Origin of the sequence: Candidimonas sp. SYP-B2681 (assembly GCF_003971065.1) — a bacterium.
Taxonomy (GTDB): Bacteria; Pseudomonadota; Gammaproteobacteria; order Burkholderiales; family Burkholderiaceae_B; genus Pollutimonas.
The window spans coordinates 84,087-101,065 of the sequence record NZ_RYDV01000006.1 but is presented as its reverse complement, the minus strand read 5'-3'; the positions used below and the strand labels follow the sequence as shown (position 1 = coordinate 101,065).

At 57.4% G+C, this 16,979-nt stretch carries 16 protein-coding genes; 12 read left to right on the top strand and 4 right to left on the bottom strand.

The annotated features are described in order from the left end of the window. Positions 1-51 precede the first annotated feature (51 nt). Both EKL30_RS13350 and EKL30_RS13345 read left to right on the top strand, forming a co-directional pair. Positions 52-1,032 (top strand): tripartite tricarboxylate transporter substrate binding protein, encoded by a 981-nt coding sequence (locus EKL30_RS13350; RefSeq protein WP_126707732.1) that lies wholly within the window; start codon positions 52-54, stop codon positions 1,030-1,032. 20 nt (positions 1,033-1,052) lie between these two features. Continuing rightward, a complete protein-coding gene (locus EKL30_RS13345; protein WP_126707731.1) occupies positions 1,053-1,949 on the top strand; it encodes a cupin domain-containing protein in 897 nt (298 codons plus the stop codon). A gap of 61 nt (positions 1,950-2,010) precedes the next feature. Here the strand turns inward: EKL30_RS13345 and EKL30_RS13340 are convergent, their stop codons facing one another. Beyond that, positions 2,011-3,018: a tripartite tricarboxylate transporter substrate binding protein gene (locus tag EKL30_RS13340; RefSeq protein ID WP_126707730.1), complete on the bottom strand. Its 1,008-nt coding sequence runs from the start codon at positions 3,016-3,018 to the stop codon at positions 2,011-2,013. A 64-nt stretch (positions 3,019-3,082) separates the two neighbouring features. Further along, positions 3,083-4,456, bottom strand: a complete 1,374-nt coding sequence (locus EKL30_RS13335; protein WP_126707729.1) for an MmgE/PrpD family protein — start codon at positions 4,454-4,456, stop codon at positions 3,083-3,085. Between the two features lie 186 nt (positions 4,457-4,642). Between EKL30_RS13335 and EKL30_RS13330 the strand changes: the two genes are divergently transcribed. Continuing rightward, positions 4,643-5,752, top strand: coding sequence for a hypothetical protein (locus EKL30_RS13330; RefSeq protein ID WP_126707728.1), 1,110 nt, complete (start codon positions 4,643-4,645; stop codon positions 5,750-5,752). Between the two features lie 188 nt (positions 5,753-5,940). Here the strand turns inward: EKL30_RS13330 and EKL30_RS13325 are convergent, their stop codons facing one another. Continuing rightward, positions 5,941-6,330 (bottom strand): TssQ family T6SS-associated lipoprotein, encoded by a 390-nt coding sequence (locus EKL30_RS13325; RefSeq protein WP_126707727.1) that lies wholly within the window; start codon positions 6,328-6,330, stop codon positions 5,941-5,943. A gap of 368 nt (positions 6,331-6,698) precedes the next feature. On the opposite strand from EKL30_RS13325, the gene EKL30_RS13320 reads away from it, so the two are divergent. From EKL30_RS13320 to EKL30_RS13280, 9 genes are all read left to right on the top strand, one after another. Further along, positions 6,699-8,162: a hypothetical protein gene (locus EKL30_RS13320; RefSeq protein WP_126707726.1), complete on the top strand. Its 1,464-nt coding sequence runs from the start codon at positions 6,699-6,701 to the stop codon at positions 8,160-8,162. Between the two features lie 193 nt (positions 8,163-8,355). Beyond that, positions 8,356-9,927 carry an ABC transporter substrate-binding protein gene (locus EKL30_RS13315; protein ID WP_126707725.1) on the top strand — a complete coding sequence of 524 codons (1,572 nt, stop codon included), beginning with the start codon at positions 8,356-8,358 and terminating at the stop codon, positions 9,925-9,927. A 6-nt stretch (positions 9,928-9,933) separates the two neighbouring features. Beyond that, positions 9,934-10,920 (top strand): ABC transporter permease, encoded by a 987-nt coding sequence (locus tag EKL30_RS13310; RefSeq protein WP_126707724.1) that lies wholly within the window; start codon positions 9,934-9,936, stop codon positions 10,918-10,920. Beyond that, entirely contained in the window at positions 10,920-11,834 is a 915-nt protein-coding gene (locus EKL30_RS13305) for an ABC transporter permease (protein WP_126707723.1), read from the top strand. Before EKL30_RS13310 ends, EKL30_RS13305 begins: the two co-directional genes overlap by 1 nt. A 12-nt stretch (positions 11,835-11,846) precedes the next feature. After that, complete coding sequence (locus EKL30_RS13300; protein WP_126707722.1) at positions 11,847-12,818, top strand: ABC transporter ATP-binding protein; 972 nt, start codon at positions 11,847-11,849, stop codon at positions 12,816-12,818. Beyond that, positions 12,815-13,813, top strand: coding sequence for an ABC transporter ATP-binding protein (locus EKL30_RS13295; protein ID WP_126707721.1), 999 nt, complete (start codon positions 12,815-12,817; stop codon positions 13,811-13,813). Before EKL30_RS13300 ends, EKL30_RS13295 begins: the two co-directional genes overlap by 4 nt. Before the next feature lie 202 nt (positions 13,814-14,015). Further along, positions 14,016-14,939: a LysR family transcriptional regulator gene (locus EKL30_RS13290; protein WP_126707720.1), complete on the top strand. Its 924-nt coding sequence runs from the start codon at positions 14,016-14,018 to the stop codon at positions 14,937-14,939. A 157-nt stretch (positions 14,940-15,096) separates the two neighbouring features. Further along, complete coding sequence (locus tag EKL30_RS13285; protein WP_126707719.1) at positions 15,097-16,068, top strand: tripartite tricarboxylate transporter substrate binding protein; 972 nt, start codon at positions 15,097-15,099, stop codon at positions 16,066-16,068. Between the two features lie 144 nt (positions 16,069-16,212). Further along, positions 16,213-16,779 carry a hypothetical protein gene (locus EKL30_RS13280; protein WP_126707718.1) on the top strand — a complete coding sequence of 189 codons (567 nt, stop codon included), beginning with the start codon at positions 16,213-16,215 and terminating at the stop codon, positions 16,777-16,779. On the opposite strand, the gene EKL30_RS13275 is transcribed toward EKL30_RS13280, so the two are convergent. After that, positions 16,776-16,958, bottom strand: a complete 183-nt coding sequence (locus EKL30_RS13275; protein WP_126707717.1) for a hypothetical protein — start codon at positions 16,956-16,958, stop codon at positions 16,776-16,778. The genes EKL30_RS13280 and EKL30_RS13275 overlap by 4 nt on opposite strands. Between the last annotated feature and the right edge of the window lie 21 nt (positions 16,959-16,979).

Sequence of the window (16,979 nt, the reverse complement as noted above, 5' to 3'; positions counted from 1 at the left end):
GCTCGAGCGCTCAGTTGAAACGGCATACAAGGTAACAAACAAGGGATATACATGAGCACCATCGTCGAAAGAGTAAAGAAGGGAATGGTGGCGAGCGCGCTCTCGCTGGTTTCGGGTTTGGTTGGCGCGCAGGCGTATCCCACTCAGCCGATTCGTTTTATTGTTCCCTACGTGCCGGGCGGCGCGTCCGATGTGGCCGCACGTCTGGTCACTAAAGACATAAAAGCCACAACGTCGCTGACCGCTGTGATCGACAACAAACCAGGAGCGGGCGCGCAGATCGGGACGCGGTTCGTTGCGGAAGCGGCGCCAGACGGCTACACGCTGGGGTTCTTCGATAACTCATTCGTTATCAATCCGGCTCTTGTGGGTGACAAGCTTCCGTATGATTCGACTCACGGTTTCAAGCCGGTCGTTGAGCTCGTCAAGATGCCCTTCATTCTGGAAGTCAACAAAGACGTTAAAGCCAATACTCTTGAAGAATTCGTCAAGCTCCTGAAAGACAACCCTGGTCAATTCAATTACGGTTCGGCGGGGAATGGCAGTCCGGTTCACTTTGCCATGGAGCAGTTCAAACACGCGACAAAGGTGGATATTACGCATATTGCCTACAAGGGCGGTGGTCCATCGCTGGTCGGCTTGGTCGGCGGGGAAACTCAAGCCACCATGGCAACTGTCGCCTCCAGCCTTCAATATATGAAGAATGGTCGTCTTAAGCCCCTTGCGGTCACAGGATCGAAGCGCTTGCCCGAGCTTCCGGAGGTGCCCACTTTTGCGGAACTTGGTTATCCCGAAGTGGATTTCTCGTATTCCATGGGTCTGTTTGCGCCAAAGGATACGCCTGATTCGGTAATAGAGTGGCTTTCTGCCGCATTCAATAAAGAACTGAACCGCGAGCAAACTAAAGCCCAGCTTGCTACAGCGGGCTTCCAGGTAGTAGGGGGATTGCCACAAGACTACCAAGCGTTCATTGCCGCAGAAATTCCCCGGTGGAAGCGATTCGTGAATGAAGTTGGCGTGAAAATTGAGTAGGACGAATACAAGCGAAACTTATGACTAATTCTGCGATAACTCCGTATCAAGAGCGATCCCGTTTTTTCAATGTCGACGACGCCTTCAATGTGAAGGTGTCAGAGATTCCGCCGCATATTTTTGAGGATGAGCGCGACGCTGCCATGCAGTGTGCTACGGATTCGCAAGAGATTCTTTGCGATCTACGCGGCTTTATTGGCAGCAAGGGCCCGGCCACGGCTCCGCTCATGCTCGCCTCCTACTTGCGGCTTGCTGCGTCCAAACCGCTAGTCGTGCGACATCGGGCCAGCACGGAAATCTACTACGTCATAAAAGGCGCGGGAACTACGCGAGTTCACGGCGAATGCATTGCGTGGTCGCAAGGCGATGTCTTTTTATTGCCAGGCGGCGCCGAAGAGGTTCACGAGGCCATCTCCGAAGAAGGGGCGGTCTTATGGCTGTGTACCAACGAGCCGTTGCTAGAGTTTGAGAATCTACAACCCTTGCCTTTCGATGAGTCCCCCCTGCGTCCAACCCATTACACCAGCAAGGCCATGAGAGAAGCGCTGAATGAGGCAATGACTCACACGCGCCGCAATGGCAAGCAGGCCCGTTCGGTAATGCTGGGAACCGACGTTACGGATCGGGGAACGATATCGCCAGCATTCACTCTGGCGTTCAACTCCATACCCCCGAACGATTTCCAGATTCCCCATCGCCATAATTCCGCAGCAATCTCATTGGTATTGGAGTGTTCGGAAAGCTATTCGATGGTCGACGGCTGCAAGGTTGAGTGGTCGCAATACGCAACCTTCCTGACGCCAGCCGCTGCCATGCATTCCCATCACAACCCGACGGATAATGAGGCCTTATTGCTGATTGTTCAGGATGGTGGGCTTTATTATCATTGCCGCAGCATGGGCTTTTCCTTGACATAGCCCTTGGAAAAAAAGCCGGGCATCGTCGATTGACAATGCCCGGCTTTTTTTTACTGCTGGCCTATTGGGCCGTATTAATTCCGGCGTCCTTTACGATTTTGCCCCATTTCTCGTATTCTGCGTTGATGAACTGACCGAATTCCTTGGGCGCTTTGTTCGTCGCGACTTCTACGGCGGCAGAGGCAAGCGTTGCCTTAACCTTAGGGTCTTGAACGGCCTCAAGCACCGCTTCATGAAGTTTTTGGGTCGTGCTGGCTGGCATGCCCTTGGGGCCAATAAGACCAATCCAGTTCACTCCTACAAACGATGGCATGCCTTGTTCGCCGCTCGTTGGCAGGTCTGGCAGGAATTCCGATCGTTTATCGTTCGCCATGGCAATACCTTTGAGGCTGCCAGCCTGTATTTGTTTATAGACAGCGGGCAGATCGACGACGATGGCGTCGACGTGTCCGGCAAGGGTGTCCGCCACGGCCGGGCTCGCTCCTTTATAGGGAACATGAATCACCTGGCCGCCCGCAGCACTGCGGAATAGCTCGATAGTAAGGTGGGGTAGCCCGCCCGTGCCAGACGATGCAATACTGATTTGCCCCTTGCGGGCTGCGTCGACGAGTTCTTTCAAATTGGTGGCGGCAACGCGTGGGTTGATCGCCATGGTTTCAGGTGTGATCCCGATCAGACTGACCGGTTGGAAGTCTTTCAGGGAGTCGTAGGGCGTTTTGCCCTGGGTATGCGGCGTGATGACCAGAGGACTCGCGCTGGTGACCATGAGGGTGTGCCCATCCGCCTTCGAACGGGCTACGTCGTTGGTCGCAATCATTCCGGAAGCACCGACCTTGTTTTCTACAACGACCGGGACACCCAGCTTTTTGGACAGAGGCTCTGCAATGGCTCTGGCGGTGATATCGTTTGACCCGCCCGGCGAAAATCCTACGATCAGTGTGATTGGCTGGCTTGGAAATTCGGCCGCTTGCACAAGCGTTGGCGCCAGGTACAGCGCCGGCCCTAAAGATAAATAGGCCAGCGCTTTGACGGCATGCCGGCGCGCGGTTTGGCGCTTGCTACGTTTCATTTGATGCTCCTGTCTTTGTTATGGATTCTGGTAGTCGTGTTTGATCGTTTACGGTTTGCTATCTTTATGCGAGCGCTGTGCTAGTCAGAAGATTTGCGGCATCGCTTGCTTGCGGCAAGTCCGTCCAAAGGCGCAACGTTTCGTGCTGTCGCGCCGTGCCAAGCACAGGATCGGCGAGCGTACGGAATTTTTCGATCAGTTGGTCGGTGGTCATGGGGTTGCTAATGCTGCCCGTGGCGTTCTCGACCTCGGTGCTGAAGCGGCGCCCGTCTTTCATGATCATGCTTACACGGGCCTGATTATCGCCAAGCGTGAGATCGATATTCACGTCGATTCGGTTCTGCAGATCTCGCACCCGCGTGTCCTCGATGGCTCGAAGGCTGCCCTCGGGGATACCTGCTGCGCGGAAGACCGTGACTGCTGCTATCCAATGAAACAGGCTCACCTGGGCGTCGAGTTCCGTTTCGGGTAGCCGCCGCCAGGTAAGGGTCATGGCGTCAGGGTGCACATCGACCGCAATGCGGTCAATCTCTTCAGGAACGATCGGGTGTTCATTGACGATCTGGAGGCAACCGTCGATCGATGGATGAATCACAATTCCGCATGGGTAGGGCTTATAGGCATTGTTCAACAACTCAAAGCGCGAACCGAGCCCCTCCGTAATCATGGTCGAGTCTGCCCCGCTGGACAAAACTTGCAGAAGTCCGTTGCGACCGTCAATGGCAATGGGCGAGCATGTCAAGCCAGCCTCCGCCAGGAAGGCCGCATCCACGCCGTTGCGTGAGGCAACCGCCGGTACAAAAGCGATGGCCATACTGCCGTGTGTGGCGCGCAGCCCGCAAGCCTGGGTTGCGGCCAAGCCAACCGCTGACACCATAGACTCGTGATCGAGCCCGAGCAAATGCCCGACGGCGATCGCCGTTCCAATGCCGCCCGACAGGCCGGTGATGTACCACCCCATGTCGGCGGTCCCGTCTGAACGGATGGCGTTGCTGATGCGGCATTGCAATTCTATGCCCGCTGCGATCGCCGCCAGAAGCCGAGTTCCCGTTACGGGGCGTTTCGTGCGTGAAAGCCGATGAGCTGTCGCCAGGCACGCAGAAGCGACGGGGGCGGTCGGGTGGGTAATGGTTGCCAGATGAGTGTCATCAAAAGTATGCGCGGAAGCGTTTAATGCTCCCAACAAGGCGGCATTGGATAAGCCGCAGTGTTCTGTGCGACCGGCGATCGGCGTGTCTGCCGCTGTGTCGAGCGATTTAATGCCCCGAACGGCAGCGTCCGCGGATGGGGTAATGGCGCCTCTGATCGTGCAGGCCAGATAGTTGAGCAGCGCGCGTTGTGATTCATCTTGAATCCGCGTCGGAAGTGCCTCCCATGAATATGTCTCCATGAAATCCGCGATGCGAATCGATGCCGTTATGGTTGGTGTAATGGGCATGGTGTGAAAATCCTGAAACAAGTGTTATGGTGCGCTGGAAGTTTGCAGCGCCAATATAGTTGTTCTGTTTGAAAGAATGTCTATTCTGTTTTAGACGAGCATTCTAGGGACCGCCATTCTTGATGTCAATTATTTGGTCCTCTGCTACAGTGAGTGTCTTCGCGTGCACACTATCGGGCTCGTCCAATGAAAACTCTAGTCGTGGCCATCCTGCTTGCGCTGCTCGCTGCGCTTTTGATCACTGGTCTGTACAAACCGAAGCCTTTAGAAGCGCAATTGCTGAATCTGCAAGTGGCACAGACGATGCCGGAAATGGCGGACGAACTGACCGGCGAGACGGCAGAAATCCAGGCCCTTTTCCTTTCGTATACCGACGATCCCGTGTTGCTGGCGAAGGCGCGGCTCGCACTTCTACGTTATCCCGATCTAGCAAGACCTATTTTTCTGACGTATGGCGAGCATCAAAATTTTCGCGAAGTGCTGCGCACGTACGGGGAGGACATCACCCTACCCATCCATTACTTCACGACGCACGAGGTTTTGACCCTGGAAGTGATGCGCGGCGTAAGCGAGACATCCCAATCGGCGCTGAATGCGATCCGCGGGTTGTGGAACGATAAGGAGCCCGGCCAAGCCGTTGCGAACGGGGCGCTGTCGAGCGAAGAACGCGGCAACTATGCAATTCAGTTCATTAAGGCAGACGGCTATGATTTCCTTGGCCAGTTCGTGATAAGCCCTAAAGGCGAAGTCGGCTGGGTTCAGACAGAACGGGTTCTCGAAGGAATCAATAGCTTCTTTGCGGGCGGAGTCAGAGGGCTGGAAAGCAAGTTTCGCCGCGACGAGACCATCGCCGTTAGCGACGTAGGCTGGGCAGCGCTCGATGTGGCAATCGGTGTCAGCGCGCTCAAGGTGCTTCGAATGGGCAAAGGTGCTGCCGCGGGTGGCCGGTCGCTTAGCTTTTCCGAGCGTTCGGCAGCGCTTGGGGCAGGTCTGTGGCGCGGCAGTGCGATCGGCGCAAGAGTGGTGAAGTATGGTGCACCCGCTGTGCTGGCCTATATCGCAATCCGCCACCCCAGCGTTATTAATTCCTTTTTCGGATACACGGCCGAAAAGCTCGGCCTGCCGGTGGGTTTGGTGCAAGTCGTGGGCTGGACCCTGGTACTGACGCCCATCATGTTGTTGCTGCGATTTATTCTAGGCCCGCTTGGGTGGACCTTGGCGGCCATGGGGCGCATGTTCCGCTGGAGCGACAGGATGCTGCGGCGCCGATCCGCGGCCAGGATGTCCGCATACTGAGCGCTCCGCAATACGCATGTAGGAGAACCGCGGTTGTGCTTTCGGCGCTCTGCATATCGAATTTCGCACTGTCTAACGTTTACGTACGGTCCATCGAGAAGGCTTTATAAAGGGGTCATGTGCCGTGGTGGGATGTGGCTGCCGCTGTGCGGGTTCGGCCTTATTGAGCGCAATAATTCTTATGTCGGTTATTTCCCGGCGTCAACCTTCGCCTGTTGGAAGACGGGTCCCCACATCGGGTGCTGGCGCTCGGCGGCTGCAAGATCAAAAGTTGGATAGCGATTCAATAGGCGGTTGAAGCTTTGTTTACAGCGCCCAGTATCATTCAGCAGACAATAGCTGAACGCTTGCAGCTTAAGGGCTTCGAGGTGAAGCGCGGGAGGAGCTGTTTGCAGATCTACTGATAGCCCTACACGTTGCGCCACCTCGGCGTAACGTCCTGCCTCATAGGCTAGCCGAACCTCCTCAATGGCCTGGCTTTGCGCTCGCGTTACGGCAGGACCGTCAATAGGGCGCTGAGCACAGCTCACAAGGTTCAGGCAGGTTGCAATGCCAACAAGCGCCACGTAAAGCTTCATATGGAGATTCCGGTCTTAGTGGTTGGTGTAACAAGAAAAGGGGCCTGATCCTACTGTCCGCGTATGTCGCGAATTCAAGCGTCGACAAGGCATATCCCAACGGGTGTCTAAGTTGTTGGAATGTTACTTCAGGAATCGCGCGTGCCAGCCGTTGATTTGACTTCTATATTGTGTTTAATTTAGTCGGGCAAAATGCCTTTTGTTCTAATGAATGGGAAGTCGTGGCGAGGCTAATATGGAAACTTTCCGCAAGCGGCGACTTTTTTTATCGTGACACGAGCCGCGCCCCGCTCGGGCCCCTGATTTCCCTCGATGCTGGTGTGCCGCGAAGGTTTCGATAAGCTACATTTACAGATGCGGGGATATTAGTGACGATGCAAAACGAGTTTGCAGATGGGCGGACTTTATTAGAGACCGACGCTTGGCGCAAGCGGGGCTCGATCGACGAAATCCGCGTGAAGGCCATTTTGCTATCACTATGCGAAGCCTTGCGACCCCTGCATAGTGAAGGAAAGGTTTTCGGACATATGTCGCCCCAGCATATCGTCGTGGACCACAAGGGTAGGCTGTCGCTGGATCCCAGCGTGCCTGGGCCGCTTGGCAGCGACGACCGACTGTTCGGCGTGCTGCCCGGCGGCTATGTGGCGTTCGAACAGTATAAGGGCGAGGCCAATTGGCCGGTGGGGCCATGGACAGATGTCTATGGCTTAAGCGCCCTGGCATACGCGCTTGCCGTCGGCGAGGCTCCACCCAACGCCGTGTCACGCATGGTGGAAGGCTCAGAGATCACCTTTGACGAAGATGTCGACCGCCGGTTCGCGACGTCGTTCCAGGCCGCCATCGCGCGCGGCCTCTCGCTCGACGTGCGAGCCCGGCAACAGAGTCTTGATGAATTCGCCCTGGGAATACGCGCGGCCGACGTCTCCGGCATACCGGTTATCGATGCCGGCGCGACGACGACGGGGGCTCCTGCGGCGAGCGACGAAAATCCTGCGGTATTGCCAATGGCTTGCAGCAACGAGCACAACACGCTCACGCACCGGCCAGACAACACCCGTTCGTTTCGGTGGCGAGTACCCGTGGCGCTGGCGATCGTTGCGGTGTTTTGCATTGTGGCGTGGCAGACCGTTGGCGGGCACGACGCTGACTCCGTAAGCTCCCCGAAGAGTGCGCAGGTTGCCGCGTCGACGGCGTCCAACCGCGCAAGCGATTCCCGCTCTGAATCCAAGCTCGCGACTATCGCAGGCGCCACCAACGGCCCGCGTACCGGAGCCAAGGAGAGTCCTCCAGTGAGTTCGACGGCCAACAAAACGTCTGACCCGCTGGTCAACTCCAAGCCAGATCTGACGTTCGACGCGCTCGGCGATATCGTTTCCGATTCCGTGGATGGCGCGGTTTCCTATTCCGCGCAAAGCGGTCCGGTTGCGGTCGCTACTACGCCACCCGCGCAGGCGTCGGCCGCGAACGCCTCCGCTAAGCTGACCGAACCAAGACTTTCAGTAAATGGCGGGATGCAAGCGGGAACGCGTACCGACGCCACGGCGACGGACCGAACGAAAGCAGTTCCACGATCCGAGAAATCCACAAAACGCCAAGCGGAACCAAAGCCCAACGCCGTTAAGGTAGGGGTCAATGTGCGTCCTTGGGGCGAAGTGTTCGTCAATGGTGCTACACGGGGCGTATCGCCGCCGCTCAGATCATTGACGTTAATGCCGGGCACATACGAGATACGCATCGTCAATGGCGATTTGCCTGCCAAACGACTGCAACTAACGGTGAAGGAAGGGGAGCCGGCAATGATCGCGCATAGGTTTTCAGCGGATGGTCAGTAGGAAAGGGCGGGCCGGCATCGTCCGCGCCGCGCTGTAAATATTTGTGCGCATGTGAAGCTGCGATTTAGTAAGCCTTATAGCGGGTCTATAGTCATATAACCGCAATCCGTAAATGGGGCGAAAGAGGGTTTGACGTGTACCTTAGCGTAGAGGCACTATCGGGTAAATTTTAGTTACCTTTTAGGTGGATTCCATGCATAAAACCGTACTTGCCGCCGCGCTCGCCACTGCTCTTGCCGTGCCCGTGATGGGCCAAGCTAAAACCCTGCGCTGGGCGAGTCAGGGCGATATCCTCACGCTGGATCCGCACGCGCAGAACGAGGGCCTGACCATCGCGGCGTCAAGCTATGTATACGATACGCTGGTTGCCTACGACAAAGACTTCAAGCTAAGCCCGGGCCTTGCCCTTTCCTGGGAACAGTCCGCGCCCACCACGTGGCGCTTCACGCTACGGGAAGGCGTCAAGTTTCATGACGGCACCCCGTTTACAGCAGACGACGTGGTGTTTTCAATCAAGCGCGCCCTGTCGCCAACGTCCAATTTCAAGGCGTACGTCAATGGCATTACCGACGTTAGGCAAGTGGACGACAGCACCGTCGAAGTGATTACAGGCGGGCCTAACCCGGTCTTGTTGCGCCAGCTAACAAATGTATTCATCATGAGCCGCGCCTGGGCCGATAAAAACAACGCCACAGCGCCGCAGGACTTTTCCAAGAAGCAAGAAACGTTTTCGGCACGTAATGCCAATGGCACCGGGGCATACACGCTTAAGTCTCGCGAAGTCGACGTACGCACGGTATTCGCCGAGAACGTCGACTGGTGGGGCAAGGCCAATAAGGTCGGCAATGTGACCGAAGTCGTCTATACGCCGATCAAGCAAAACGCAACGCGCACGGCGGCCTTGTTGTCCGGCGAGATCGATTTCATCCTCGACCCTCCAGCACAAGACCTGGCCCGCATCAAGCAGCAGGCGAAAGTGGTCGAAGGAAATGAATACCGCACCATTTACCTTGGTCTGGACCAAAAAAGCCAGGAATTGAAGTATTCCAGCGTCAAGGGCAAAAACCCCTTTGCCGATGTACGCGTGCGTGAAGCGCTTTACCGGGCCATTGACGTCGAGGCCATCAAGAAGGCTGTGATGCGCAACTCATCGTCGCCCACCGGCACCATGATCGCCCCACAAGTGCATGGTTGGTCGAAAGACCTTGCCGAGCGCGTTTCCTACGATGTCGAAAAGGCCCGCAAGCTGCTTAAAGAAGCCGGCTACGAGAACAGTATCGACTTCACCCTGGATTGCCCGAACAACCGCTACATCAACGATGAGGCCATTTGCCAAGCCGTCGTGGGCATGTGGGCCAAGGTTGGCGTCAAGGCTGCGCTTAACGCCATGCCGCGCGCCACCTACTTCCCCAAAGTGCAATCGTTCGACACCAGCGCCTACCTGTTTGGCTGGGGCGTGCCCACCTTCGACGCCTTATATACCTTGCAAAGCCTGATCCACAGCAAAGGTGAAGGGGCCGACGGCTCGTTTAACTTCGGCGGCTACGCCAACCCCGAAGCCGACAACTTGATCAAGCAGATCAAAATCGAGACCGACCCAGCCAAGCGTGATGCGGCCATACAGAAAGTGCTGCAAGTTCACGCCAGCGAATTCGGTCATATTCCACTCCATGACCAGGTCATCCCTTGGGCCATGGCAAAGAATGTCAATGTCGTGCACCGCGCCGATAACCGCTTGACTGCCGATTGGGTGACGATAGATTAATCCATCGTGCTGCCCTTTATTTTGCGTCGCATGATCCAGGCGGTGGCTGTCATGCTGACAGTCGCCTTGCTGGCCTTCGTTCTGTTCCGTTATATCGGGGACCCAGTCACCATCATGCTTGGGCAGGACGCTACCGATCAGGACCGGATCGAGCTGCGCCAGGGCCTTGGGCTGGATCGTTCCGCGCCCGTTCAATTTGCTTACTTTATCGCCAACGCGGCGCGGGGCGATTTTGGGCTGTCGCTGCGCCAGAGCCAGAAGGTGTCTGAACTGCTAAGTGACCGCTTACCCGCAACCGTGGAGCTTTCGGTGGCGGCCGCCGTGCTGGCGCTCGTTATCGGGCTGCCTCTGGGGGTGTATACCGCGCTGCGGCGTAAAGGCAAAGGGTCGCAGATCATACTTTCGATCTCGCTGCTGGGTGTATCGTTGCCTACCTTCCTGATAGGCATACTGCTGATCCTCGTGTTTTCCGTGATGCTAGGCTGGCTGCCGAGCTACGGACGTGGCGAGGTGGTAAAGCTGGGGTGGTGGAGCACGGGCCTGCTTACTGTCGATGGCTGGAAGCACCTTGTCTTACCCGCCATTACGCTGTCGCTGTTTCAACTTACGCTGATATTGCGGCTGGTACGGTCTGAAATGCTCGAGGTCCTGCGCACCGACTACATCAAGTTCGCGCATGCCCGGGGCTTGCGCAAACGTGCCATCCATTTCGGCCATGCGCTCAAGAACACGCTCGTTCCTGTCATTACGATTACCGGCTTGCAGTTGGGTGGCATTATCGCGTTTGCGATCGTCACCGAAACTGTCTTTCAGTGGCCCGGCATGGGCTTGCTTTTCATCCAGGCCGTGCAGTTTGCTGATGTGCCCGTCATGGCGGCCTATCTTTGCCTGATCGCGCTGGTATTTGTGTGCATCAACCTCGTCGTCGACCTGCTTTACTTCGTGGTCGATCCCCGACTGCGTATCAGTCTGGGACGCCCTGGAGGCCATTGATGATAGCGATATTGAAACGCTGGTCTGACAGCGATTTGGCATGGTCGTGGCGTCATACGCCTGTTGCCTGGCTGTCTACTGTGCTTTTCGTCCTGCTTTTGGTCGGAGCGTTCGGTGCGCAGTGGGTGGCACCGCACAACCCGTTCGATCTGACCACGGTCGAGCTGCTCAATGCCTTGTTGCCACCTGTATGGATGGAAAGTGGGCAATGGACGTTCCGCCTGGGGACCGACAGCCAGGGCCGCGACCTCTATTCCGCGTTGCTCTACGGCACCCGGGTTTCCCTGCTTATCGGCCTGGCGTCTGTCGCATTGGCGCTGATCGCTGGCATATGCCTGGGCTTGTTGGCTGGCTATGCGGGCGGCCGTATCGATGCGTTCATCATGCGAGTGGCCGACGTGCAGTTGTCTTTCCCGGCGATCCTCATTGCCCTGCTGATCGATGGCGTCGCCCGCGCCGCCATGCCGCGCGAACTGCATGACGTATTGGCCTTCCCAGTGTTGGTGGGGGCCATCGCACTGGCTGGTTGGCCGCAGTATGCGCGCACCGTTCGCGGCCTGGCCATGGTCGAAAAAGGCCGCGAATACGTACAGGCGGCGCGCGTGATCGGCGTCGCGCCGCTGGTTATCATCTTCCGCCATGTGCTGCCCAACGTCGTGGGGCCAGTGCTAGTGCTGGCTACCGTGCATCTGGCAACGGCTATCATTACCGAAGCCACGCTCTCCTTCCTTGGGGTAGGGGTGCCGCCGACCTCGCCATCCTTAGGCACACTCATACGTATTGGCAACGACTTCCTCTTTTCCGGCGAGTGGTGGATCACGATCTTCCCCGGCATGATGCTGGTGTTGCTGGTGCTGTCGGTCAACCTGCTGGGCGATTGGCTGCGCGATGCACTCAACCCCAAGCTGAATTGAACGGGCAGGGGCATGACCGAACTTCTTGAAGTAAGAAATCTGAACGTCGAGTTTCCCAGTCGACGGGGCACGCTCAAGGCCTTGCAAGACGTTAGCTTTTCCATTGCGCAAGGCGAAATCCTGGGCGTGGTGGGCGAGTCGGGCGCAGGAAAGTCGCTTACCGGCGCGTCTATCATCGGGTTGCTTGATCCTCCAGGACGGATCTCGGGCGGCGAAATCCGGTTGAATGGCAAGCGCATCGACAACCTGCCTGACGACCAGATGCGCCGTTTACGCGGGCGCGAAATCGGGGCCATTTTCCAGGACCCGCTGACTTCGCTCAATCCTTTGTACTCCATAGGTCAGCAGCTTACCGAGACAATAGTCACGCACCTGCCGCTATCGCAAAAGCAGGCGCGCGGGCGCGCCATTGAATTGCTGGAATCCACGGGCATCCCTGCGGCGCGCGAACGCATCGACCATTACCCGCATCAGTTCTCGGGCGGCATGCGCCAGCGGGTTGTGATTGCGCTGGCCCTTGCCGCCGAGCCCAAGCTTATCGTGGCAGACGAGCCCACCACGGCGCTGGACGTATCCATACAAGCACAGATCATCGACTTGCTTAAGGCGCTGTGTAAGTCGCAGGGCGCTTCGGTCATGCTCATCACGCACGACATGGGCGTCATTGCCGAGACAGCCGACCGTGTGGCCGTCATGTATGCAGGGCGTATCGTCGAGATTGGGCCCGTGGCCAGCGTTATCCGCCACCCGCAACACCCATACACTGCGGGTCTGATGGGGTCTATCCCCGTGCTGGATAAGAATATAGAACGACTCGTTCAGATCGACGGCAGCATGCCGCGACTTAACGCCATCCCCTCGGGCTGCGCCTTCCATCCGCGGTGCACGTTCACCACGCCGCGCTGCACCTTGGAGCGACCCGAGCTTTTTCCCGCGAACGCCAGCCGCGCCGCCTGTTGGCTACATGCGCAGGAGCGTCCATGAGGCTGGCCGAACAACCACTGATACAGGTCAACGATGCCGCGCGCTGGTTCGACGTGTCCATTCCATGGCTGGACCGCGTCATTCACCGCCGACCGCGCGTCACGCTGCGTGCGGTTGACGGCGTGTCGTTTCACATCAATAGAGGCGAGACACTGGCGCTGGTGGGCGAATCGGGATGCGGCAAGTCGACGATTGCCAGGCTGCTGGCGGGCTTGTATCAGCCTACCCGCGGCAGCATCGAGTTCGACGGCCAGGCGGTCGAGACGATGAGCCGTAAAGCCCGCCATGCGATGCGTAAACGGCTGCAAATGATCTTCCAGGACCCATATGCCAGTCTGAACCCGCGGTGGCGCGTCGGGCGTATCATCGCCGAGCCCCTGGCCACGCACACCCGCATGACGGCCGCCCAGCAACGCAGCAAGGTAGACGAGCTCCTAAACCAGGTAGGCCTGGACCCCAACGACCAAAACCGCTATCCCCACCAGTTTTCGGGCGGGCAGCGGCAGCGTATTTCGATTGCGCGGGCGCTTGCGTTGGGGCCCGAATTCCTGGTTTGCGACGAGCCCACATCCGCCCTTGACGTGTCCGTACAGGCGCAGGTACTAAATTTGATGAAGGACTTGCAACGCGACCTGGGGCTGACTTATCTATTCATTTCGCATAACCTGGCAGTCGTTCATCACGTGGCCGATCGAATCGGAGTGATGTACTTGGGCCGGCTGGTGGAAGTCGCCACGCGAGACGAATTGTTTGCGAACCCACGCCATCCTTATACGCGCATGCTGTTGGGGGCCATTCCCGACCTGACCGGCGCAGGTCGCGCCCGCGTCCCGGTCGGGGGGGAGGTACCCAACCCACTAAACCCTCCTTCAGGTTGCACTTTCCACCCGCGCTGCCTTCAAGCCAATGACCGTTGCCGCATCGAAGCGCCGGCCACGCGTTCGTATGGCAATGGCGTAGCGGCTTGTCATGGGCTGGAAGAGGGGCGCATTTGACCTTGCAAGATATCGCTTGCCGGATTGGTGGGGAATCGTGCAGCAGAGTGAATTTGTTTGCGTATGGTCAACCGCAGTATTTCTTCCACGTCATCAACACCTAGTGCCCTCCGGATTCTGCCTCGGCATCACTACATGGCGAACCGTGGCTACAATCCGGTCCATGATTACGTCCTTAAACTCTCGTTGAGCGCCTGCCGACATGGAACTTCGTCAGTTGCGTTACTTTGTGCGGGTTGTCGAACTGGGCAGCATGGGCCGCGCCGCACGGGACCTGGGCGTCGTTACGTCCGCCCTCAGCCAACAAATCAGCCGGCTGGAAAGCGAGCTCAGTACCCGTCTATTGCAACGTACCTCAACCGGCGTGGTGCCCACTGCCGCAGGCATGGCGCTTTGCCAGGAGGCGGAGCTGGTGCTGCGACATGCCGCCAATGCCGTGCAGGCCGCCCAGGCGGCGAGGCTTGCAGGGCATGTGTCGATAGGTATGGCGCCAACCACCGCGTCTGTGCTGGGGGTGCCATTGTTGCGGGCCATGCAATCCCGTTACCCAGACGTACGCCTGCACTTGGTTGAAAGCCTATCGGGAAATTTGTCGCAGATGTTGGGCCGGCGCCAACTGGACCTTGCCGTGCTGTTTCATGCCGGAAGCCATCAGGGCTGGACCTTGTTGCCCATGCTCACCGAACAATTATTTGTCGTGGCACACCCTGCGCGGTACCCTCTGCCCGACACCGGCGATCTATCGTTGAATGACATCGTAGACCTGCCATTGGTCCTGCCCACAGGGTCGCATGGCCTGAGGGTCATTGTGAATGCGGCCTTTTTCCATCATGGCCACGAACCCAATGTCGTCGCCGAGGTCGACGGCCTGTCCATGCTGATGGACATTGTGCATGCAGGCCTGGCCGCCACCATACAGCCTGGGGCGGCGGTGGTGCGGGCCAGCGACAAACAGTTGCTGCGTATCCCCTTGCTGCACGACAGGATGGTGCGCCGCAATCTCGTGGCAAGCCTGTCCGATGACCAGCTTTCTCCAGCCGGTCTGGCGGCGCGCGTCGTACTTATTGATGTCATGCGCTCCCTGGTTGCCGAAGGCCTCTGGCCGGGCGCAACGCTGATGCGTTAGTCGGCGATCCAGGTGTTCACTAATTGTGAAGGGCTATGGCTTAATGTCCCGTAGCGGGAGAATGGAAAGGCGATTACATTACGGCCAACAAATAGATAACCCGGCTCAGTACAGCCCGGCGCTGACTGACGGTACCTTTAACGCGAGGAGACCTTCCATGAAATTTAATAAGCTGATGAGCGGCCTGATGCTATCTGCAGGCGCATTATTGGTAACGGTGGCTCACGCAGCCCAGGAATTGCCTAACAGACCGATTTCTTTGGTTGTGGGCTTTGTGGCAGGCGGGGCGGCCGACACGTCTGCCCGTCTGATTGCGGAGAGGCTGGCGCACAATACTGGCCGCTCGGTGGCCGTTATCAACAAACCCGGCGCTGGGGGCAATATTGCCCATCAATTCGTCGCCAACGGGCCCAACGACGGCAGCATGCTGCTGCTGGGCTCGGTCGGACCGCTGACCATTTCTCCGCACCTGATGGAAGTGACTTATGACCCCTTCAAGGATCTGGTACCTATTTCTGGCGGCGTAAACTTTCCCAACGTTTTGGTGGTCCACAAAGCGGCTGGCGTCAAGACGCTGAAGGAATTTCTGGATCTGGCTAAGACGGCACCCGAAAAAGTCGACTTTGCTTCGTCCGGTTTCGGAGCCGCGTCGCATATGGCGGGCGAACTACTGAACATGGAAGCTGACGTCAACATGGTGCACGTACCCTACAAGGGCGGTGCGCAAGCGATGCAAGATCTGTTGGGCGAACGGGTAATGTCTTACTTCTCCGCACCGCCCACCGCCATGCCATACGTGGAAACTGACAGGCTCATTCCCCTGGCCACCACTGGCGTGAAACGGCCTGCCTACCTGCCGAATATACCCACGGTCGCAGAATCAGGCTACCCCGGATTCGAGGCCTTGAACTGGTATGCGTTCGTTGCTCCCGGCAAAACGCCGGAAGCCATTCTTGACCGCTGGAACGAGGAAATCGTTAAGGTCTTGAAGGACCCCGAAGTGGAGAAGAAATTGACCGAATTCGGCATGACGCCACAACCTACCACGCGCCAGGAATTTGCCGCTTTCATTAAGAAAGAGTTCGACAAGTGGGGCAGGATCATCAAAGAACGCAACATCCAGAAGTAAGTCGTTTTGGCGGCGGGCGTGCAATGCGCCCGCTGTATTGCATTGGCCGCCGAAAGGCAAGCCGTGGTATTAAGAGTGGATCTCCCTCTGCCGGTCCGCAAGTTGCTGCATAACGAGTTCCCCAAACTATTTCGGAGGGACTTTATGTCTGCAAAGCAAATATCAGCATCTATACAGAACTGGCCGGAAGATGCCAGGGAAGCCGCACAGTTGGTGGTTGACCAATACGGGGAGCCTGATGAAGTTACGGATTCGGTGGTGATCTGGCATAAGCCCGGACCGTGGAAACGTATCGTCGCGTATAAACGAGTACACGAGCATAACTTTCCCACCACGCATCTGGATTCCGTCGAGTCAGTCATTGATTACCGTTTTCCCGTCGACAAAATCAATGATGTCGCCGCATTTGACGGCAGTGTGGTGGTTAACCGCACTACGGGTGAAGTGTCAGCGCGCTGCCATGATGAGCAGGCTAACTGTCTTGCACTGAACCTCATGCATGACATCGCCACGGGCGCGAAAAGCGTCACGGAAGCTCGAAACTATTATGCGAAAGAGTTCATAGACTATCGTAGGAAAAAACCAACGCCCTACATGGAGAAGTTGCACTTCACCCCTGCGCAAGGAGGCACCGCAGATCCCGACGTGCGACTTTTATCCGATGAGGACTTGAAAAAGGCAGTCGAGGAAGGTAAAGCCGCAGGGTCTTAGAACCCGCACAGCGACATGAAATTGGCCCACTGCACTTGCATCTGCGGTGTAAGGTATCCCACGAAAGACAAGGCCAACACCGCCGCGAGCGCCAGCCAGCCGGCGATGCGCCCCAGCCGCAAGCGGCGGATGGGTTTCACCGTAGTCTCGGTACTGCTGCTGTAATGGCTCGTGGGCATATGCGTTACCGTCTGATTAGG

Excerpts from the sequence above, each read along its gene's own strand:
- EKL30_RS13325 (WP_126707727.1), bottom strand. The coding sequence starts at position 6,330 with ATGAAGCTTTACGTGGCGCTTGTTGGCATTGCAACCTGCCTGAACCTT.
- EKL30_RS13285 (WP_126707719.1), top strand. The coding sequence starts at position 15,097 with ATGAAATTTAATAAGCTGATGAGCGGCCTGATGCTATCTGCAGGCGCA.
- EKL30_RS13305 (WP_126707723.1), top strand. The coding sequence starts at position 10,920 with ATGATAGCGATATTGAAACGCTGGTCTGACAGCGATTTGGCATGGTCG.
- EKL30_RS13275 (WP_126707717.1), bottom strand. The coding sequence starts at position 16,958 with ATGCCCACGAGCCATTACAGCAGCAGTACCGAGACTACGGTGAAACCC.
- EKL30_RS13330 (WP_126707728.1), top strand. The coding sequence starts at position 4,643 with ATGAAAACTCTAGTCGTGGCCATCCTGCTTGCGCTGCTCGCTGCGCTT.
- EKL30_RS13300 (WP_126707722.1), top strand. The coding sequence starts at position 11,847 with ATGACCGAACTTCTTGAAGTAAGAAATCTGAACGTCGAGTTTCCCAGT.
- EKL30_RS13290 (WP_126707720.1), top strand. The coding sequence starts at position 14,016 with ATGGAACTTCGTCAGTTGCGTTACTTTGTGCGGGTTGTCGAACTGGGC.
- EKL30_RS13350 (WP_126707732.1), top strand. The coding sequence starts at position 52 with ATGAGCACCATCGTCGAAAGAGTAAAGAAGGGAATGGTGGCGAGCGCG.
- EKL30_RS13335 (WP_126707729.1), bottom strand. The coding sequence starts at position 4,456 with ATGCCCATTACACCAACCATAACGGCATCGATTCGCATCGCGGATTTC.
- EKL30_RS13295 (WP_126707721.1), top strand. The coding sequence starts at position 12,815 with ATGAGGCTGGCCGAACAACCACTGATACAGGTCAACGATGCCGCGCGC.
- EKL30_RS13340 (WP_126707730.1), bottom strand. The coding sequence starts at position 3,018 with ATGAAACGTAGCAAGCGCCAAACCGCGCGCCGGCATGCCGTCAAAGCG.
- EKL30_RS13345 (WP_126707731.1), top strand. The coding sequence starts at position 1,053 with ATGACTAATTCTGCGATAACTCCGTATCAAGAGCGATCCCGTTTTTTC.
- EKL30_RS13315 (WP_126707725.1), top strand. The coding sequence starts at position 8,356 with ATGCATAAAACCGTACTTGCCGCCGCGCTCGCCACTGCTCTTGCCGTG.
- EKL30_RS13280 (WP_126707718.1), top strand. The coding sequence starts at position 16,213 with ATGTCTGCAAAGCAAATATCAGCATCTATACAGAACTGGCCGGAAGAT.